Origin of the sequence: Candidatus Nebulibacter yamunensis (genome assembly GCF_024208055.1) — a bacterium.
Lineage (GTDB): Bacteria > Pseudomonadota > Gammaproteobacteria > Francisellales > Francisellaceae > Caedibacter > Caedibacter lacustris.
Genome location: NZ_JAMBMW010000017.1, coordinates 12913 through 32441 on the forward strand (window position 1 = coordinate 12913; position 19529 = coordinate 32441).

At 36.8% G+C, this 19529-nt stretch carries 19 protein-coding genes; 8 read left to right on the forward strand and 11 right to left on the reverse strand.

What is annotated here, in order from left to right:
• Positions 1-2: 2 nt before the first annotated feature.
• Both chrA and M1V25_RS07825 read right to left on the reverse strand, forming a co-directional pair.
• On the reverse strand, positions 3-1178 hold the full coding sequence (gene chrA, locus M1V25_RS07820; protein ID WP_498842921.1) for a chromate efflux transporter: 1176 nt from the start codon (positions 1176-1178) through the stop codon (positions 3-5).
• A complete protein-coding gene (locus M1V25_RS07825) occupies positions 1178-1669 on the reverse strand; it encodes a WbuC family cupin fold metalloprotein (RefSeq protein ID WP_116963749.1) in 492 nt (163 codons plus the stop codon). Before M1V25_RS07825 ends, chrA begins: the two co-directional genes overlap by 1 nt.
• 221 nt (positions 1670-1890) lie before the next feature.
• Here M1V25_RS07825 and M1V25_RS07830 point away from each other — a divergent pair, with 221 nt between their 5' ends.
• Complete coding sequence (locus M1V25_RS07830; protein WP_239986748.1) at positions 1891-2076, forward strand: MGMT family protein; 186 nt, start codon at positions 1891-1893, stop codon at positions 2074-2076.
• A gap of 42 nt (positions 2077-2118) precedes the next feature.
• Positions 2119-3345, forward strand: a complete 1227-nt coding sequence (locus M1V25_RS07835; RefSeq protein ID WP_116963747.1) for an MFS transporter — start codon at positions 2119-2121, stop codon at positions 3343-3345.
• Between the two features lie 15 nt (positions 3346-3360).
• Here the strand turns inward: M1V25_RS07835 and lysS are convergent, their stop codons facing one another.
• The 5 genes from lysS to M1V25_RS07860 all read right to left on the reverse strand — a co-directional run bounded on the left by lysS (position 3361) and on the right by M1V25_RS07860 (position 10146).
• Entirely contained in the window at positions 3361-4899 is a 1539-nt protein-coding gene (gene lysS / locus M1V25_RS07840; RefSeq protein WP_498842922.1) for a lysine--tRNA ligase, read from the reverse strand.
• A 22-nt stretch (positions 4900-4921) separates the two neighbouring features.
• Positions 4922-6017 (reverse strand): peptide chain release factor 2 gene (gene prfB / locus M1V25_RS07845; RefSeq protein WP_116963745.1). Its coding sequence is split into 2 segments (ribosomal slippage): positions 4922-5944 and positions 5946-6017, totalling 1095 coding nucleotides; the frame shifts between segments, so codons are not numbered across the junction.
• A 109-nt stretch (positions 6018-6126) separates the two neighbouring features.
• Entirely contained in the window at positions 6127-6987 is an 861-nt protein-coding gene (locus tag M1V25_RS07850; RefSeq protein WP_116963744.1) for a DUF2608 domain-containing protein, read from the reverse strand.
• A gap of 102 nt (positions 6988-7089) precedes the next feature.
• Positions 7090-8640 carry an AbgT family transporter gene (locus tag M1V25_RS07855; protein WP_498842923.1) on the reverse strand — a complete coding sequence of 517 codons (1551 nt, stop codon included), beginning with the start codon at positions 8638-8640 and terminating at the stop codon, positions 7090-7092.
• Positions 8641-8784: 144 nt separating this feature from the next.
• Positions 8785-10146 carry a flavin monoamine oxidase family protein gene (locus tag M1V25_RS07860; RefSeq protein ID WP_116963742.1) on the reverse strand — a complete coding sequence of 454 codons (1362 nt, stop codon included), beginning with the start codon at positions 10144-10146 and terminating at the stop codon, positions 8785-8787.
• A gap of 398 nt (positions 10147-10544) precedes the next feature.
• On the opposite strand from M1V25_RS07860, the gene M1V25_RS07865 reads away from it, so the two are divergent.
• The 6 genes from M1V25_RS07865 to M1V25_RS07890 all read left to right on the forward strand — a co-directional run bounded on the left by M1V25_RS07865 (position 10545) and on the right by M1V25_RS07890 (position 14024).
• On the forward strand, positions 10545-12008 hold the full coding sequence (locus M1V25_RS07865) for a hypothetical protein (protein WP_498842924.1): 1464 nt from the start codon (positions 10545-10547) through the stop codon (positions 12006-12008).
• A 148-nt stretch (positions 12009-12156) separates the two neighbouring features.
• On the forward strand, positions 12157-12381 hold the full coding sequence (locus M1V25_RS07870) for a hypothetical protein (RefSeq protein WP_498842925.1): 225 nt from the start codon (positions 12157-12159) through the stop codon (positions 12379-12381).
• A 57-nt stretch (positions 12382-12438) separates the two neighbouring features.
• Positions 12439-13029 carry a Panacea domain-containing protein gene (locus M1V25_RS07875; protein WP_498842926.1) on the forward strand — a complete coding sequence of 197 codons (591 nt, stop codon included), beginning with the start codon at positions 12439-12441 and terminating at the stop codon, positions 13027-13029.
• Positions 13026-13289, forward strand: a complete 264-nt coding sequence (locus tag M1V25_RS07880) for a type II toxin-antitoxin system RelE family toxin (RefSeq protein WP_498842927.1) — start codon at positions 13026-13028, stop codon at positions 13287-13289. The genes M1V25_RS07875 and M1V25_RS07880 overlap by 4 nt, the downstream gene beginning before the upstream one ends.
• Positions 13290-13375: 86 nt before the next feature.
• A complete protein-coding gene (locus tag M1V25_RS07885) occupies positions 13376-13726 on the forward strand; it encodes a hypothetical protein (protein WP_498842928.1) in 351 nt (116 codons plus the stop codon).
• Positions 13713-14024, forward strand: coding sequence for a hypothetical protein (locus M1V25_RS07890; RefSeq protein WP_498842929.1), 312 nt, complete (start codon positions 13713-13715; stop codon positions 14022-14024). Before M1V25_RS07885 ends, M1V25_RS07890 begins: the two co-directional genes overlap by 14 nt.
• A gap of 10 nt (positions 14025-14034) precedes the next feature.
• On the opposite strand, the gene M1V25_RS07895 is transcribed toward M1V25_RS07890, so the two are convergent.
• The 4 genes from M1V25_RS07895 to M1V25_RS07910 are packed head-to-tail and all read right to left on the reverse strand — an operon-like array spanning position 14035 to position 19529.
• On the reverse strand, positions 14035-14862 hold the full coding sequence (locus M1V25_RS07895; protein ID WP_498842930.1) for a hypothetical protein: 828 nt from the start codon (positions 14860-14862) through the stop codon (positions 14035-14037).
• Positions 14859-16811 (reverse strand): hypothetical protein, encoded by a 1953-nt coding sequence (locus M1V25_RS07900; protein WP_498842931.1) that lies wholly within the window; start codon positions 16809-16811, stop codon positions 14859-14861. The genes M1V25_RS07895 and M1V25_RS07900 overlap by 4 nt, the downstream gene beginning before the upstream one ends.
• Positions 16808-18076 carry a hypothetical protein gene (locus tag M1V25_RS07905; RefSeq protein ID WP_498842932.1) on the reverse strand — a complete coding sequence of 423 codons (1269 nt, stop codon included), beginning with the start codon at positions 18074-18076 and terminating at the stop codon, positions 16808-16810. Before M1V25_RS07905 ends, M1V25_RS07900 begins: the two co-directional genes overlap by 4 nt.
• Positions 18077-18092: 16 nt before the next feature.
• Positions 18093-19529 (reverse strand): hypothetical protein, encoded by a 1437-nt coding sequence (locus tag M1V25_RS07910; protein ID WP_498842933.1) that lies wholly within the window; start codon positions 19527-19529, stop codon positions 18093-18095.

Genomic DNA, 19529 nt, shown 5'->3' on the forward strand with positions numbered 1-19529 from the left:
CGTTACAAAAGCAACCAACCACATAAAGCGCAAAATACCACAATACACCAAGGCGCTAATTTATAGCCCTGTAATAGCCAAAATGACATCAAAGCAATCACAAAGCTTTTAGTATTTAAAATACTACTTATCCATACAGGTTGATACAGTGCAGCTAATAATAAACCAACTACAGCAGCATTTACTCCTTTAAGTGCTGTTTGTACCTTTGTCCTTTGACAAACTTGCTGCCAAAACGGTAAAACAGCCATAAGTAATAAGAAACCTGATAAAAACATTGCAATTAAGCAAACTAAGCTTGTAAAAACCGGTTTATTTGTATCAATAATTCCTCCTAAATAAGCAGCAAAGCTAAACAAAGGACCAGGAATTGCTTGCGCTAAGCCATAACCTGCTAAAAAGTCTGATTGAGAAACCAATCCAGTCTGGACAAGCTTAGCCTCTAATAAAGGTAACACCACATGTCCACCACCAAAAACCATTGCACCTGTTTGATAAAAAATATTAAACAACTCTAATAGTTTGCTACTTTGCAGCCAATTCAACACTGGAAACACCAATAGCAAGATAAAAAAAGATATCAACCATAGCGCTCCTGCTCTCTTACTAATTTTTGATGAGAAAAAATCTAAGCCAGTCATATGATTTTGATTTAATAATAAAATTCCAAACAAAGCAGCAAAAAGAATAATAAGAACTTGCGCCCAAGCAAATGGTAAAAGCAAAGCAACACAAGTAGCTGCTATTGCAATTGCCATAGTTTTAGTTGTATTGCAAATCTTTATACTCATTGAATAAACTGCTTGTGTAATAATGACAACAGCCACAATTTTCAATCCATGAATAACACTTGTATTAGCCCAAGATTGATTAGCACCCATCAACCAGGCAAAAAGACTTAATATGAGGACTGATGGTAAAGTAAATCCAAGCCATGAGGCTATTCCTCCGAGATAACCTGCACGATTTAAACCAATAGCAAAGCTCACTTGACTACTAGTAGGACCAGGTAAAAATTGACAAAGCACCACCACATCCAAATATGCTTTTTCAGATAGCCATTTCCTTCTATCAACAAACTCATGATGGAAGTAGCCAAGATGCGCAATAGGACCACCAAAGGAAGTCAGCCCTAGCTTTAAAAATATACAAAAAATTTGAAGCGCTGTTTTAAGCATTATGGTTTAGCTCTATATTTCTCTCCCAGTCCCGCAATAAACTGCCAAGCTAGAAAATCAATGGTATGAACTTCGCTTTCTTTTGGTGCCCAATTTGCAAAATCCGTTTCAGGGGTTGGCTCAAAAGGTCCAGGTTTTACTTCAAAAAATACAGACTCATCTGACAACGCATAAAACGAATGCCAAGTGTTTGATGGTATTTCAAAACCCATCATATCAGTATTTGGTGCAATTATAAACTTATCAATTATCACACCCTTATCATCGTAAATAACAACAGCTGTTTGACCTTTAAGTGCTAAGATGAGTTCCCATTTATGTGACTCGGAGTGACGATGTGGACGAATATAGGTGCCTTTTGTTAAGGCTATACACAGTCTGTTGACTGGATCACTTAACTCAGAATGTAAATTATGGTGTGACCTTAACCTTGGCGACGCGTGCGCATCCATTAGCATTTTTTGAATGAGGGTATTATTTAGTTTTTTCATTTTTACTGTGCAAGTTTTAAGTGTCTTACTTTCCAATATATTATCTTTATTTCGACTGATGAACTAACTATATTTTTGAGACTAAAGGTTAACCTCTATTGATTATCAACAGCAGTCGTTGAAAATAAAATCAATTTTTATAATATACAAAACTTGTTATCCTTCAAAAAAAATTGATAATGCTTAAAATACTGAAAATATAAGCTTTATGGCATATGAAGATGAGAGAAAACAATAAATACTCTAAAATAATTTATAAAACACCTTTAACTTTTACAGCTGGTTCCGCCAATGCTAAAAATCCAATTTCAATTATTGTCCCTTGTTATAGAGTTATTAGACTAAATGGTCAGGTTGGAGACTATACTGGTGGCATCTCAATCAAGCAAACAGGTGCTGATGCTTGAGAAACTTAAATAAATAAACGAATTTTTTATCGGTAATGATTTATGCAAACAACAAATAATCGCTTATTAATCAGCATTTTAATGCTAACCATCGTTATTGATGTCATGGGAGTAGGACTTGTTTTCCCTATTATTCCCGAGATCATGATGTCTAAACAAAGTCCTTTTTTTAACATTGATACAATTGATTCAGTACGTAATTTTTATTATGGTTTATCGATGGCACTTTGGCCTTTAGGTATTTTTCTTGGCAGTGCGATCATAGGCAAACTATCAGACATTCATGGACGCAAGCTTATAATTCTTGTTTCGCTACTTGGCACAGCTGTTGCTTACCTGTTATCGGTTATTGCTCTTAACTGTCAATCGCTTATGATTTTTATGCTAAGCCGCTTTATTTGTGGTTTTTTTGGTGGAAGTTTTGGGATTGCTCAGGCTGTTATTCTTGATATTTCCAGTGATGAAAAACGAATAAAAAACTTAAGCTTAATCACGCTTTCTGCATCTATTGGCTTTGTTTTGGGACCACTTATTACAACCGTTGTTGGATTGTTAGCACAAACAGAATATCAGGCGATCAACCTCCCATTTTGGTTTGGCGTAGGTTTATCGATAATTAATATACTCAGTGTTTGGTTGCTTTTGCCAGAAACCTATACCAATCGTATTCAAAAAACCACAAAGCTTAAAATATTTAGTCTAATATTTAGCTTCAGAATCATGTTTATTGACAAACGCGTACAAATCCTTGCACTTGCCTTTTTAATGTTACAAATCGGTTGGGGTTATTACGCACAAACGTTACCTTTGGTACTGGCACAGACCCTCCACTTTGAGTCTGCTGCTATTGGTTTTGTATTTGTGATTATGAGTTTGGGTTTTGCTACTTCAACGCTTTACTTTCAAAATGTCGTACTAAAAAGATTAAATACAATTCAAGCAATGATTACAACAGCTATTCTCATTGGAGCATTAATTATTGTGTGTACCATCTGGATCACTCCAACTTCTATGGTTATTAGTGCATTTTTCGGATCACTGTTAGAAATAGTATTTTATACGGCATTGTTGTCTGTCATCGCAAGCAAAGTAGATACTCATGAACAAGGCGTGATCATGGGTGGAACGACCTCTGTGTTCGGGATTGCCTGGGCAATCAATGCTTTTACTTTAGGGATGCTGGTTAACATCTATCTATTATTGCCGTTTTACCTTGCAGCTATTGCTATTATTATCGCAGGCACGTTTGTTGTTAAAGTGCCTCGTTAATTATTCCCTTCTTCTCTACTCAGGTCTCATATGGGGGAACAGGATTACATCACGAATGGATGCGCTATTGGTGAAGAACATTACCAAGCGATCGATACCAATACCCTCACCTGCGGTTGGTGCTAAGCCATATTCCAAGGCACGAATATAGTCAGCATCATAAAACATAGCTTCATCATCACCAGCATTTTTAGCTACAACCTGCTCTTTGAAGCGTTCTGCTTGATCTTCTGAATCATTTAATTCAGAGAAGCCATTGGCAATTTCACGTCCACCAATAAAAAACTCAAATCGATCTGTGATAAATGGATTATGATCGTTTCTACGTGCGAGTGGTGATACTTCCGCTGGATATTCGGTAATAAATATTGGTTGAATCAATTGATGCTCAACTGTTTCTTCAAAAATCGCGGTTTGCACCTTTCCTAAACCATAATGTGCTTCGATTTTGAGATTCATTTTTTTAGCAATCAACACGGCTTGTTGAAAGTCAGATAATGCTTCTTTTGTGATCTTAGGGTTAAAGTGCAATATAGCGTCGAACATAGTCATACGCACAAATGGTTTTGCCAAGTCAAAATCCTGACCTTGATAATGAATATCGGTCATGCCTAATACTTCTTGTGCCATTTTACGCAACAAGTCTTCGGTTAAATCCATCAGATCTTTGTAATCAGCATAGGCTTGATAAAATTCAATCATTGTAAATTCAGGATTGTGACGCGTAGATAACCCTTCATTTCTAAAGTTGCGATTAATTTCATAAACACGATCAAAACCACCGACTACTAAACGCTTTAAATACAACTCAGGTGCAATACGTAAATAAAGTGGCATATCAAGTGCATTATGATGTGTCGCAAACGGTTTAGCCGCAGCACCACCTGGGATAACGTGCATCATTGGAGTTTCAACTTCCATAAAGTAATGTTCGTCAAAATATCGACGAATAAATTGAATTATCTTTGATCGTATTTTAAATACTCGACGACTTTCTTCATTGGTCATTAGATCGACATAACGTTGACGATAACGCATTTCTTGATCTGAAAGTCCATGAAATTTATCTGGGAGTGGACGAATCGCTTTAGTCAGCAACTTAACGTTTGTTGCATGTACCGATAACTCACCCGTATTCGTTTTAAAAATTGTTCCTTCAATGCCTACAATATCGCCCAAGTCCCAATGTGCATTAAAACGCTCGTATTCACCTTCTGGCAAGTCATTTTTGCGAATATAAGCCTGAATGCGACCAGACATATCTTGTAGTGTAATAAAAGAAGCCTTCCCCATAACACGCCTTAGCATAATACGCCCGGCTACTTTAACAATCGGCTTATCTTGTTGTGTTTCAAGCTCCGCTTTTTCCATTGTGCCATATTTTGCCTGTAAACATGCAGCTACTGCATTGGGTTTAAAATCATTGGTAAAACCAATGCTATTATTTTTTGCTATATGCTCTTTTAGTTTTTCCTTTCGCACCTGAATTTGATTATTTTCTTCTACTTGCACTTCTTCTTTTGTCAATACTTTATCTTCAATTTGCTCTGCCATTATCATTACCTAAGTTTATTTTTTATAATCCCATTTTTAAACTTGCTTGAATAAACCTATCTAAATCACCATCCAAAACAGCTTGCGTATTTGTATTTTCAACACCAGTACGCAAATCTTTAATACGAGATTGATCAAGCACATATGAGCGAATTTGACTACCCCAGCCAATATCTGATTTTGACTCTTCTAAAGCCTGCTTTTCTACATTACGTTTTTGCATTTCAAGCTCGTAGAGCTTTGATTTAAGTTGTTTCATCGCCTGATCTTTGTTTTTGTGCTGTGAGCGATCCGTTTGACATTGCACCACAATCCCTGTTGGTTCATGAGTAATGCGTACAGCTGAGTCAGTTCTATTGACATGCTGACCACCTGCTCCTGACGCGCGATAAGTATCGATACGTAAATCTGCTGGATTGATCTCAATTTCGATATTGTCACTGACTTCAGGTGAAACGAATACCGAGGCAAATGAAGTATGACGGCGATTACCTGAATCAAAAGGAGATTTACGTACTAAACGATGTACACCTGTTTCTGTACGAAGCCAACCATAGGCATACTCACCTTCAAAGTGAATCGTACAGCTTTTAATGCCCGCGACATCACCGTCAGATACTTCGATAAGCTCCGTTTTAAAGCCATGTGCTTCACCCCAACGCAAATAGATTCGCATCAGCATCTGTGCCCAATCTTGCGCTTCTGTTCCTCCAGAGCCAGATTGAATATCTAAAAATGCGTTATTTGGATCCATCGGATTACTGAACATCCGCATAAATTCAAGTTTTGCAAGTGAACCCTCTAAAGAATGTATTTCTGCAATAATCTCATGCAAAATACTTTCATCTTCAGCCTCTTGCGCAAGCTCAATGAGTTCTAATGCATCATCAAGACCGTTATCAATTTGGGTAATATTATTCACGATAAGCTCTAATGTGTTTTTTTCTTTCCCTAAGGCTTGTGCATTCTCTGGATTGTTCCAAATTGCCGGGTTTTCAAGCTCCATCAGTACTTCATCGAGTCGTTCTTTTTTGTGTACAAAGTCAAAGATACCTCCTCAGGATATCCAAGCGTTCACCCATATCTTTTAATTGTGTTTTATAGCTATTTACTTCCATTGCAGAATAAAAATACGTTCAATGATTAAAGTGGTCGATATTCTATCACACTCACTACATAGCGGTGAATTATTTTAACATTTAAATAAAGATAATATTATCGAATAATTTAAAGCGCTAAATGTGATGTAGTGTTTAAAAAATCAACTAGTTGCTGAACTTTACTAGACTCTTTGTGCCAGTTATCTGGTTGCCAATTATTTTTATCCTCAGGGTCCGGTAAATAGGTGTAGTGAATAGCATAGTAGCTAAATTTATTCTTTAATTTATTATCAATCATATCAACTTTACTACTAGTGTCATCAATATAGATTAATGCTTGGCATAAATTTGGATTATCCGTTTTTTCTCTCTCTTTTTTAATCAAATTATATAAAAGCTCTCCCTTATCTCCGCCAGCTGCATACTGAATACCATTACTATACATTGTGTAATCATTTTTGTATTTATTCTGATTTAAAAAGCTTGCATCAAATTCCCTACTGCCAATAGGATTTTTTGTAAAATCAATACCATTAAAACGCAGCTGTCTTAATGTAGTTGCTTCTGCACTAAATCCTCTTGAAGTTAATGCAATTGAACGATGGTCTGATTGTAATTTATTAACAATTTGTACTGTATCTTTTTCTACAGTACTGTAATTTATAAAATAGCGCACCGCATTTAAAAAATCATAAATATTCGCGTTTTTGTCTTTTAATAAATGTTTAGCATGGTGGTTACCTTCACTTTGCTGCCAATATGTCCACCTTTCACTTGCGTATTTCCCATTGTTGGTAATCAATGTATTGTCAATGTCATAAACCATACATACTGAATCCTTGCCATATTTTTGACTTAATTTATCAACGTAAGGTTCTACATCTTTAATTTGTGTAATAGTCACTTTTTGATTAATCATTGATTTAGAAAAACCTATATTAACTAAGTTAGTAAAAGTTACAGCAGCACATACAACCAAGACCTTCATACCTATCCCCTTTTCCAGTCACAAAAACGGCTTAATTATAAGGGGATTTTTCGTGAAAACTAAAAGACTTTTTACTATTACTATCAAAATAATGTCGGATTGCTAAACCGTATAAAACGAATTAACCCCTGGCCCTACTGGAAGGTTAAACAGGAATACCCATAAATAAAGGAAGATACTCCAGCTAATCAATAAAGCTATCGAGTAAGGTAACATAGTAGCGACAATTGTCCCAATGCCTGAGTTTTTATCATACTTCTGGAAAAATGCCACAATCAAGGCAAAGTAACTCAGTAATGGTGAAATAATGTTTGTTGCTGAATCTCCTATACGATAGGCAACTTGAACTAATTCAGGTGAATAGCCTAAAAGCATGAACATTGGAATAAAAACAGGTGCGAGCATTGACCATTTAGCGGATGCACTACCCATAAAAAGATTGATAAATGCTGATAAAACTACAAAACTAATCATCAATGAAACACCAGTAAAATTAATGCTTTCAAGCGCTGTCGCACCAGCAACTGCAACAATTGTACCAAGATTAGTGACTTTAAAATAAGCAACAAATTGTGCAGCAAAAAACACCAAGACAATGTATGCACCAAGTGTATTAAATGTTTTATCCATTGCATTAACCACATCTTTAGTATTTTTGAAGTTTTTGGTGGTATAACCATAGACGATACCGGCTACAGCAAAAAATAGCAGTATCAAAAATACTATGCTATCTAAAAATGGAGAATTTGTGATCAATCCTGTTTTCTGGTTGCGTAGAATAGCTCCGTCTGGCACAACAAGATAAATAATGATTAATGATAAGATAACGATTGAGATAACCGCCCAAAATAGACCTTTTTTCTCTATTTTTGTTAGATGAATTTGTGCCTCTAATGCTCTTTCTTCAGAATCCAGTGCATCACCATTTTGATATTTACCTAACCTTGGTTCAATAATTTTCTCTGAAAGAACTGTTACGACAGATGTAACTAAAAATGTACTAGCAATCATAAAATACCAGTTAGCCTCTACGCCCACTCGATACTCTGGATTAATAAAATGCGCTGCTTCTTGTGTTAAGCCACTTAATAGTGGGTCAACAGTTCCCAATAGAAGATTTGCACTGTAACCACCAGAAACTCCCGCAAAAGCAGCTGCCATCCCTGCAATAGGATGACGCCCCATAGCATGAAAAATCGCCCCAGCCAAGGGAATAATAACTAAATAACCCAATTCTCCTGCCGTATTTGACATAACACCCACAAATACAATAATTGTGGTTACGGTAGCACGGTTACTTTTACCAATTATTGCCCGAATTGAAGCACTAATAAATCCTGAATGCTCCGCTATACTCACACCGATAAAGGCAACTAAGACAGTCCCTAGCGGCGCAAAACTGACAAAATTACTGACAACACTACTGAAAATATAACGAATACCCTCTGCACTTAATAAATTAAATACACTAATATAAGTTTCTTCAGTTTGCACTGTTGGATTTAAAACCTTAATATCAAGCCAAGAAAATAATACACTCAAGACAATCAGAAAAATTGTTAGCATAAAAAACAGCATCGCTGGTGGTGGTAGTTTATTACCAACCGTTTCAATTGCAGATAATGACCTATTAATGAAGCCTTGTTTTGTCATCTCTCTCTCCCATTTTTGACTTAAAAGTCTGAAATTTACTGTATAGCCTTAAATTAAGCAATACTCTATAGCAAACTTTATGTAAATAGAATGAGTAGCAGTATTAGAAAAGTATTACCGAAAGGCTGACGTTAGAGACTATTTTTACAGATATGGATCTTCAACAATTGCTGTTTTCTTGCGCACATCCTCTGTTAATAAATCAATCTGCAAAATTTGATAGGCTGATCGCACGCCACTTAAGAATGCACCATGTACAGTTGATGGAAAATAAAATGAAGTCGCTTCTCCTGCAAAAAATACCTTGTTATCAACAGGTTTACCCAGTTTTTGTCTACGTTTTGCTTTAACCCCAACTGGTAAATAGGAGTAAGACCCATAACTATATTCATCGCTATGCCAACGAGTAATGCAGTAATTTTTAAGATTAGGCAGATTTTCACCATACATATGCTTTAATGAATCAATTACCAATGCAATTAACTCTCTATCACTAAGGTGCTCTAGTTGTTTAGCAACTACACCAGCTGTAAATGCCATTAAAATAGGCTTTTGACTTAGCGGATAAAAGTTCATCATCTCACGCGCAATGCGATGTTCAGGTGATAAGCACGCAATACTTTGAGCTTCTTTGTCCCAAAATACATCCTCAAATTCTAAGTAAATTTTATTCAATATTCCCATTTCAAGCTGACTTATAGATTTACGCTTAGATTGTGGTAAATAAGGGTTAAAACCTATATCAGCATGCTTTAATACACCCAAAGGAACTGTAACTAAAACATATGTTGCGTGATATTGTGAAGCTGCTGTGATCACTTGTACCAGATCACCACTATAATCAATGCTTTGCACAGGTTCATTTAATTGTATTACTAAGTTTTTAGCCAATAAATCGGTAATTTGAGCATAACCTTGAGGAAATAACCTATCACTACCAGCAAAATCAATATCGGCGTGGTGACTCTCAGCAGATAAATCTTTCGCTTCAATTGCATATTCATATAAAAATAAGGTATCGGCAATATAATCAATATATGATTCATCTTCCTTTATAATATTTTGCTCTAAAATAAACTGTCGCTTTAAATCTGCAATCGACTTTAAGTGACTTTCTTCATCTATTTGTACCGTTTCCAAATAGTCTAGAAAATCAGCCATCCAATTTGCAATTTTAAGCTTCTGCTCATGGGTCAAACGCTTAAATTCAGTATTAAACATCTCTCTATGCAGAATATTGTCCGGTGAAGGACCACACATTTGTGAACGCCAAGTGCTAATATTATGCTTTTTCGCTAAGCGTGTGATTGGATTTTCTTGCACACCATGAATCCATGAAGCACCTAAATCCACTATAACTCCAGCAAAAGCTTGGCTATTTATACGCCCCCCTACGCGATCACGTGCCTCAACCACAAGCACATCAAAACCGTTTAACATTAAATTATTGGCTGCAGCCAACCCAGATACACCTGCGCCAACAACAATTACGTCATAAATTTGCATATTTTAATTTCTCGATATTCGCATTCCAAGCTAAGTATATACCTGTTATCAATCATTTTTCCAGAGATCCAGCACACAATAATAAAATGTAAATACTACATTATGCTCTATTAATTCAAACCAATATAAGATATTTATTTTACTTAATTAATGGATTATTTCTTAACATAAAGTAGCAACTATCTTACACAAAAAGCGATTTTATCTACTAAAGGATTTACCAACTTTATATTATGATTTTTCACACTTTATGTGATGGATAAGCTAGCACGTATTTCCATACCTCACAGCAAACTACTTTGCCAATTCATACCAGAACAGTAGAGTTAGTTTGTAATGAAGTATTGTAAACCATCAACAATGAATTATTTATTAGTACAAAAAATAGGAATTTTGCCATGTCAAAAATAAAATACTTTAGCACTTTAATCACCGTAAGTTTAACTGGAATAATTTACGCAGATAATATAAAAACTTATTCACCTGAAGTTACTGCCTACTACTTAAGCGATAGTAAAGGACAAACTTATGCTGATTTAAATGCCTTAAAAACGCTTATTGACAGTATCAAAATGGAAAAAGGAACTAACTTCAATAAGCTTGTTTTATCATTTGTGCAACCCAGCTTAATGAATTATCAATCATATAGTCTTGCTTGTACTGGGTTGTTCGGTTATTTTTGTGATCGAGCCGACGTGCAAAAGATTCAAGAACAACATAATAACCCCGCAGCTAAAATTGACTTTACAACATTGAAATCATATATAAAACAATTGCATGACTTAGGTGTAGATACTTATCTTGCAGTTGGTGGCTGGAACTTTAGTTGTGATCCTGTTTTATACCCTAAAAGTCTAAGAGCTATGGGACTTTCTGGTGATTGTGGTCCAAAAGATGCGACATATGACACCTTCCCTAATCCAGAGGTTGCTGCTCGCTTTGATGACAAAGCTACAAGAACGCAGGCACAATTAGCTTATGAAAATCTGGTTAAACTTACCTATGATTTAGGTGCCGCCGGAATCGATCTGGATTACGAAGAGTTTTGGCATGCAGATTTAAATAGTCATACATGGAAAGTTCCTGATAGTTACTCAGCTAATCAATTAGCAAAAGAATATCCAAATCAAGACATCCCTTACAATGTATTAATTGATAACTTCGGTAAAGATTACGCCTATACTGAAGGTGGAAGTATCAGCCTAGGTAGTCCAGGGATTATGCCTGATACAGTTACCAAATTTGGGGACATCATTAAAACAATTCATCACTATATTGAATTGATTGATCCTAATTTAAAACTTTCCGCTGCTTTACCTGCTGTTGGTGCTACACCAATTATGATGAGTAAATGGGGCTTGGACCCAAATACCACTTATGACGTTGGCGCACCTTGGTATCATGGCAATTTAAAAGGTTTGATGTATGAGCTTGCACACAAAGACATTGATACAGCTAATATGCTCGATTCGATGGCAGTTATGAGTTATGACCTCTCTAAAAAGGATGGGCAATATATTGGAAAAACTGACCTTGTAGGACAAGTGAGTTTTTATATGAATGAATATAAAAACTGGCTTAAGTCTGATACACCACGTCAAGAAATTGTTGATGCAAGTGGCATCATTAAACCCGCTAAATATCACCTTAAAGGCAAACTCTCATTTGGATTTGAAGTAGGCAAACCAGGTTACCCACAAAATGATCAAGATGCTTTATATCTTACTAAGACCGATGTTAACAAAATGCTAAATGAAATGAAAGGCATCAGTGATGGTATAATCATGTGGGATATTTTAAAAGACCAACGCTATGATCGTGCTGGGGTAAATGGTTCAAGTCCAGTCGTAGCTACCATATAAATCAAGGCTTTGTGCACCTAACACTAAAAACCTAAAATCATAAAAGGTAGCGTATAGGTAGAAAGCGTTAAAATGTAAGTGCCTTTACGTTCTATTCTTTCTTGTATATACTTCACCTAAGTTAAACAACTTTTTAAGGGGCATTCAAATGAAACTTTCATCAACAACAAAGTCTTTTATTGAAGGGTTGGGTAGTTTATTTGACCTATCGCATTTTAAATACCAAAATAAAGATTTAGATATTCATTATTATGCTCGTAAGTATGGAGTATATGAACCATACAGCTTTCAAGTTAAAAAAGATAGGCAAGCTATTGAGAGTGATTTCAGTGTTTCTATTTTAAAGGTTAAATCTGAACATGGAATCGAATAAAAACATCCCGACCAATATACATTACAACACTCAAATAAATTTTAAAAAGGAGATAATATGGAACTGTGCAGCAAAGCAAAAAGTGTTGCGGCTTTCTTGTTGCAAAGAGACTACCAAGAAGAATCAGACGAACACATTACCCAGTTAAAACTTCAAAAATTATTGTATTATGCGCAAGGTCTTTATTTAGCACTCAGCGGAAAATGTTTGTTTGATGAAAAAATACATGCGTGGAATCACGGTCCTGTTGTAGTAAGTGTTTATAGTGACTTTGAAAAAGGAAGAAATCCCCTTACTCTTTACCCTAATAATGATCAACTTGTTGATAAACTTTCCGACGAAGAGCAACAGATTATTGACTTTGCTTACTTTGTTTACGGAAGATACGGCGCTTGGCAGCTAAGAAATATGACTCATAGCGAACTTCCTTGGCTAAACTCAAGAACAGCGAGCAGAATAATCTCTCAAGAGGATATTAAAAGCTTTTTTGAAAATGAAATTAGAAATTCTGATACTTTTGCTCTACGCCATTCAACAAGTGATGAAGAATTGGAAGATATAAGCGACATATTGGATTATTTAAAATCTAACTATGACAGTCAAGAAACCTTAACTCATGTCGAGTTGAAAAAAGAGCTTGATCTGTGAAATATGTTATTACGTATAAAAAATCAGCTGCAAAGGAGCTTAGACTCTTGAGTAAAGTCCTGCAAAGAAAAATAATAGACAAATTAGAGGCGTTAGCTGAAAACCCAAAATCGTTTGAAAAATGCAAAAAGCTTTCAGGTCACGATTCAACATACCGAATACGAATTGACCCATATAGAGTTATATATGAAGTTAAAAACACCCAATTAACGATTTTAGTAATTAAAATTGCACATCGTCAATCCGTATATAACGCGTAAACTTTATTCACTCCTCTTTTATACCAAGACATTCTGATACATTTCTGATACAATAAAACATTGAATCTCTAACACTTAGTTTTTTAATGGACGCCCTTAAAAACGCATCAATTATTATCTTACTTCTTGTGCTACTGATTGTGCTACCTGTTACGGTGTATTTAGGTAAATCCTATTTTACGTTAAGTGCTCAAGTTGAACAAAACCAAAATAACAAGCTTCTTTTGCAAGAAGCCGCTCTTAACAATAACACTATGTTATCACAAAAGCTTGACCTAATAGGTAAGACTTTTATGAACAACCATTATTTATTAAACAATCAAACGCCATTAACTAAAATCGATATCAAAACCATATGCGAACAGAATAACGGTATTAGTTGTATTTACGAGAAAAACGGTAACTTGGAGTACTTAGGAAATTATGAACGCTTTTAACATCATCCTGTTAGTGAGTGTGGTTTTGTTAACGACAGGTTGCTCTGTGTTCAGTTTTAAACAGCATACCATTAATAATGAGGAAGCTAAAAGTGTTGCGACTTATAACCTATCCGTACTGCGTTATTGTGATACCGACAACACAAACTTTATTTATGTTGATGAAGCGGGTAAAACAACTATACGTAATTTGTACCTCTATATGAATGATTTAAATGAAGATGTGTCTCGAGCTAAAGCATGTTATGAAGCCTTAACAGCTTACAACCAGGGGGTAGTCGACAAATTAAAAGATTAATAGGTCTCCTCTAAAAGGGAATACTGTAAACAATGCCTATATTGACTTGATTTTGAGTTGAACGAATGTTATCGAGTTTAGCGGGATTTAAAACATAATGATACTCGAGATTGACCGTAAAGTTACTGAGTGAATACCCTCCACCGACACCGATGATCTGTGCAAAATGCCGTGTTTTTGTTTGATGCCCACTCAACTGATTCAAACTCAACCCATACTTACCCAACACACTGAATCCGTTATCGAATTGATAGCGATGGGTTACTCTAAAAGGAATTGACCATTGCTGATATTTATGACTATCATATAGAGCGATTTGATAAGGGAGATTAAGAGCGGTTTCTAATCCAAGAGCATAGTGAGAGGTGATCCATCTTTCATAACCAATCAGTAAACCGAAGTAGGGGGAGTGGATAGCGTGAGGTCTTTTGGTTTCAGGGGGTTCTGGGCTAGTGTTATCCGTTATCTCCGAAGAGTGGGCTTGGCTATTCTCTATCTGAGTGTGTGTACTGTTATCAGTTTGATTTTGTTGCTGATTATTTACCGATTCATTCAGGATCAACTGCTTAGGATCACAATAATTGACACAATAATGAGTAGGGTTTGATTGACTGGTATAACTGTTTTGGTTATTACACTGCTGGTTAGTGTTGATTGTATCCTTGTCTTCGGCTTTACTTTTATCCTTGTTACAGAATTTACACAAATACTCAAAGCCACTTTGTAAATAGCTGAAATAGGCATAATCAAAAGCATAAGCCGGTAAAATCAGTGCCATAAAAAAAGTAAAAAAAAGTGAAAAAAGTGAAAGTAAGCGGTGAGTAGCCCGTTTAATCATACCTTGTTGTACCCTTTATCTTCTTGATTTTTAGCTACTGCCTGAGTGGCTACTAACCCAAGTTTAGCTTTGTCACTATCACTGAGTTGATTGATGAAGTTAGCAAATTTAGTATTCACCTGATCAACTGATTCACCGAATTCTTTCTTAAATGTGTTATTAACAATTTTAGCGTTTTCAGGTGTGGGTTTACGCGCGTATTGTGCTATTTTAGCTAACGCTTGTGGATTAGTGAGGTACTTGCCTACTCCATAATCGATAGCAAGAACCCCAGCGAGAGACCCAGCAATACCCGTGGCCGCGCCAGCTCCTCCAACTAACAACCCTGTGATAGCGGAAGCACCGGTGCCTAATAAAGCCATAATCTTCATATTTTTAGCTAAATTAGATACGTTACTATGCGGTAAACTTTGCGCTGCTGTGGCAATATCATCAAAATGCTTAAGATTCTCTTTTCCACCTATTAACTTTATAAACTGCTTATCGTTACGCACATTAAGATAATTTTCCGCAACTTTTTTTGGGTCAAAATCAATCTCAGGATGGAGTTGTTCTTTCAGCTTCAACATATCGTTCAGATCTTGACGTTTAGCCATTTCAGCATGTAACTTTTCTGCTTGGCTCCATTTTTCACCAAATGCGGGATTGTTTTGTGCATACGTATCGATATCGGATTTCAAAGCGTCGCGTACTTTGATTAATTCATCTTTCAACGCCCATTCATCTTGAGGCAACTTATTAATCTGATTGTTAAGCCTTTGCTTTTGTTCAATCAGTTTTTTAACAGGGACATCTCCTTGAGATTGTAAACGCTTGTAATCGGCTAGGTTAATCGATTGCCCGTCTTTACCCAACAATTGCGATACTTTTACCCCCAGCAAGGAGTTTTGTAACTTATCTAACTGTTGAATATACTCTTTTTCTTTTTTTGTTGGCGTTAGTGCATTTTCTGTAAGTGACTGCTTAGCAGCTTCGAAGCTTTTCAAAGTTTCTGTTGGTTGTATGACATCTTTATCCGTTAAGATACCTTTACTATCCTTATAGAGTAGATCTCTTAATTTCTGATTTTCTAAAGTATTTTTCCGACTCGTTTTATCTAAATTACGCTCAAGTGCATTTTTAAAAGATTGCTTCACCTGTTCATTTTCTTTTTCAAGCATATTAGCCGCCACAATCGAATGCTTTCCCGCGGTATCCGAGACTTTTGTGAACGGGCTTTTATCTGCCGCGGCAAGAGGTAATTGAATACCCTCCCTTTGCGCGGCATCGTAAGCTTCTAGGTTAAAATGTTTAGCTTGTTGACTCATTATTGGTAAAGCAGGAACTGTTTTCTCGTAGGCTTTGACAGCTGCTTTTTGTACGCCAAGTGGTCCTAACAACCCTACCCCAGCGGCTGTTAAAGGATCAGCCCCAGCATCTTCCGCAAGTTTAGTAGTAGCCCCCATAGCACCGGCAGTAGCAACATCACCAGCTTTAGTACTGCCTAACCAAGGAGCTACTTTACTGCCTGCCGTTAAAGTCTTAGCTACAGCGCCGCCACCAGCCATTCCTGTAGCAAATTCGATTCCTTTTCCGATCACACCCGGATCACCTTTAGACAATCCACCTGTGGCGTAGTCTACTCCTTTGCTGATATAATCAGACGGGTAATCACCTAATGGGATATCGGCGCCTGTAGCTTTGTTTACAGCAGTTAACCCTACATTACCTAAAGCTACAGCAAAATCAGGTATAGCGGCTAATCCTTTTAAAGCAGGTTTGACGCCATCTCGTAAAACTGTTTTAGCAAAATCCATCCAAAATCCTTCATCGAGGTTTTGTTGACTGGTTTCTGATGTCTCATTCTGTAAGTCTAAGCGTTGATACCCTTCGAATAGTTTAGATTGATTTTGTTTTTGTGTTCCGGATTTTTTGTCATCCAGCCGCTGATAACCCTCAAATAAACTCATACCAGCATTGCTCCTTTACGTATCAATTCTTGGGCGTCTTTTTTCGAAAACACACCTTCCTCACCAGTTTCAGGGTCTTTTAATCTGATACCTGTCTCGGTATTATTTGTATTAGGTGAAGAGATGGGTTTTGGAGCATCGGGGTATATCTGTCCAACGGGTGAATTTTGTGTGTAGGCTTGTCGCTTATTTTGCGCAAAGTCATTGGTGTATTGCATACCTTGCCTCATATTGTGAAGCACGCTTAAAAACCCTTCTTGGCTTTGCATCCAGTTTGGCACAGAAGCAGCACCTACTTTTTCAATATACATATTTGGTCTTGCAAATAATGCGGCTTTATCGATAACGAGTTCATTAATATACTTGTTAAGCTCAGTGATGGCTTTGACTTTTTCTGGTGCAAGCTTGATAGATGCCTGACGAAGCGCATTACCAAAAACAGAAGGTTCTTTGTTATACCAAAGATTCATTAATTGACTTTGAAAAATATCTGGATGCTTATGCGCGATATCTTCCATAATGTCCAGTGTACGCAATCCTTGATTAATTTTAAGCATATTATCGTCAAGCTTATCCATGGCGGCAGCTTGTGTTTTACCTGAGGTGGAAGCATAACTGCGATCAAACTGACCTTGTGGGTTGTACAATCTATCTCTTTGATCAATACGTTGTTGATTAATATCGCGGCCCCAAATGGTTTGCAATTCTTTTGTATTGGCGTTTTGCTGTTTAACCGCTAATTCATCTTTACGTAAACCGTAATCTAAGTTTTTATTAGCAATTGCACCTAATGCGCCACTACCATCATCAAAATCTCTTGTTACGTCTACGGTGTAAGGTCGGCCATTCTCATAAAAGGTAGCCGTTAATCCGTCATCGCTAACACTATGTAAAAAAGAGTGATTACCAGATTTCTCGCGCATACGATCATTTAACTTATACCAAAAAGCCCTGCGATCATTAGGATTCAACTCTCCGACTTTTTCTATGTAGGGTGATACCATTCTTCTAGTCTCTTCATCATAGAGTTTTTCCGCGTTAATGCGGGCGTTTTCTTGCATTGCATACTCGTTAATCGCTCTAAGCTTATCGAGCGTGCCCTCATAGGCTAGTTGTTTAGCTTTATTGTCAAAGATACTTTTTTCAAATTGATCTTGGTTTTTTAAACGCCCTAAACCTAATTTTTTAGTACGGCTGTCCTCAAACTCATCTTTGCGTCTTTTTGTTTGATTGTCTAAATAAAAATCACTTAATCCGCCGATCATCGTTTACCTACCTTAATTACTTACTAAACGGTTTTTCATAACCGAACGTTGTACCAGTATTTTGCCCTGCTTGAGCATTTGCCGAAGAAGTTACCCGAGTTTGCTCAGCAGCGTTTCTTGCTTGATTTTGATTGACCAAAAGGCTAAATATATCGTTCATTCGATTCTGCAAGCTTAATTCATTCTGAAATTGATTTTGTTTTAGCTGATTGTTCAATGTCGCTTGTTGGAAGGCTGAATTAGCCATCCCTTGAGAATGACCGAGCCCTAATTCCGCTGATTTAGAGTTCATAGCATTTTGCAAGTCTTGACCGGTCAATGCGTATCCCGTTTGCAATTGATTTAATTGAGCTTTGATTTGCTGTTCTTTATTACGCTCTAAATCAAGCTTTTGCTGTTGAGCCAAAGTGTATTGCTGTAATGATTGTTCAAGCTGCGAGTTTCTAGCGCGTTCTCTTGCCGCGTAATCGGTGTCAAAGTTTTGCTGACGTTTAGCCATAATATCTTCACCATACGTGCGCGCATTAATATCCGCTTGTTGACGAGCTAATGCTTCTTGTTTAGCCATGTACGCCCTATGCGCTTGCCCTGCCGTGCTATTGTAATGCCCGCTTTGAGCCAGTTGGCTTTCTTGCTGCATTCTATGCTGTGAAAACACATCATTAAGAATGTTACGCTGATAATCTCTAAATTCATTCACATATTGATTAATACCTTCCAGCCCGGGTCGTTTAGCTAAATCGTTCACTCGTTCTTCATTCAAACGAGCAAAGGTATCGATAACAGGCTTAAACTCAACTACCGTTTCGGGTTTATTTTTAAATAGCTCACTTAGATTTTTTAAAGCATTACCAATTAAACCTTGCGCTTGCTGATAGTATTGCTCTTCTTTTTCCGTACGCGGCAACCTCGAAACAACCCGTTTTTTCTTACCACTGGCGTCCGTAACGGTAACTGTTTTTGTGCCTGCCACTTCGTCAATAACATCAATGAGTTCTTGCGCACCTAACGAATCGAAGTTAGGTGGTGTTGGATTAGTGATTTTTGTAGAGGTAGCGGTCATCTCCGGTTCCTTTTTAGGTTTACTTTCGTATTGTTTAGCCCATTTATTGGTGTAGTCATCTATGCGTGATATAGCATAATAACCATTGTCTCTCAGTTCTTTGTCGAATTGCCTTCCAACAGAATAACCCCAAACCATCATATATGCGCGCTCTAAAGGCGACATCATAGCATCAGCTTCCACCGCAGAGGGAAGATTATCCGTCTCATAGTGTCGGGTTTTTATGCCTAATCGCTTTTTTGACGCTGCCGCACCTAATTTCGCCGCTTCAACTAAAGCCAACTTAGTTTCATCGTCGAGTTTTGAAGGAAGTTCTTGCGCCGGATATATTAAAGTAGATACATAACTTGGGTCTTGTAGATTTTTCTTGACTTTATCACTTACACTCAT

What these genes read in the sequence shown, in the direction of transcription:
- chrA (WP_498842921.1), bottom strand. Translation starts at nt 1,178, where the DNA reads ATGCTTAAAACAGCGCTTCAAATTTTTTGTATATTTTTAAAGCTAGGG.
- M1V25_RS07825 (WP_116963749.1), bottom strand. Translation starts at nt 1,669, where the DNA reads ATGAAAAAACTAAATAATACCCTCATTCAAAAAATGCTAATGGATGCG.
- M1V25_RS07830 (WP_239986748.1), top strand. Translation starts at nt 1,891, where the DNA reads ATGAGAGAAAACAATAAATACTCTAAAATAATTTATAAAACACCTTTA.
- M1V25_RS07835 (WP_116963747.1), top strand. Translation starts at nt 2,119, where the DNA reads ATGCAAACAACAAATAATCGCTTATTAATCAGCATTTTAATGCTAACC.
- lysS (WP_498842922.1), bottom strand. Translation starts at nt 4,899, where the DNA reads ATGGCAGAGCAAATTGAAGATAAAGTATTGACAAAAGAAGAAGTGCAA.
- M1V25_RS07850 (WP_116963744.1), bottom strand. Translation starts at nt 6,987, where the DNA reads ATGAAGGTCTTGGTTGTATGTGCTGCTGTAACTTTTACTAACTTAGTT.
- M1V25_RS07855 (WP_498842923.1), bottom strand. Translation starts at nt 8,640, where the DNA reads ATGACAAAACAAGGCTTCATTAATAGGTCATTATCTGCAATTGAAACG.
- M1V25_RS07860 (WP_116963742.1), bottom strand. Translation starts at nt 10,146, where the DNA reads ATGCAAATTTATGACGTAATTGTTGTTGGCGCAGGTGTATCTGGGTTG.
- M1V25_RS07865 (WP_498842924.1), top strand. Translation starts at nt 10,545, where the DNA reads ATGTCAAAAATAAAATACTTTAGCACTTTAATCACCGTAAGTTTAACT.
- M1V25_RS07870 (WP_498842925.1), top strand. Translation starts at nt 12,157, where the DNA reads ATGAAACTTTCATCAACAACAAAGTCTTTTATTGAAGGGTTGGGTAGT.
- M1V25_RS07875 (WP_498842926.1), top strand. Translation starts at nt 12,439, where the DNA reads ATGGAACTGTGCAGCAAAGCAAAAAGTGTTGCGGCTTTCTTGTTGCAA.
- M1V25_RS07885 (WP_498842928.1), top strand. Translation starts at nt 13,376, where the DNA reads ATGGACGCCCTTAAAAACGCATCAATTATTATCTTACTTCTTGTGCTA.
- M1V25_RS07890 (WP_498842929.1), top strand. Translation starts at nt 13,713, where the DNA reads ATGAACGCTTTTAACATCATCCTGTTAGTGAGTGTGGTTTTGTTAACG.
- M1V25_RS07895 (WP_498842930.1), bottom strand. Translation starts at nt 14,862, where the DNA reads ATGATTAAACGGGCTACTCACCGCTTACTTTCACTTTTTTCACTTTTT.
- M1V25_RS07900 (WP_498842931.1), bottom strand. Translation starts at nt 16,811, where the DNA reads ATGAGTTTATTTGAGGGTTATCAGCGGCTGGATGACAAAAAATCCGGA.
- M1V25_RS07905 (WP_498842932.1), bottom strand. Translation starts at nt 18,076, where the DNA reads ATGATCGGCGGATTAAGTGATTTTTATTTAGACAATCAAACAAAAAGA.
- M1V25_RS07910 (WP_498842933.1), bottom strand. Translation starts at nt 19,529, where the DNA reads ATGAGTGTAAGTGATAAAGTCAAGAAAAATCTACAAGACCCAAGTTAT.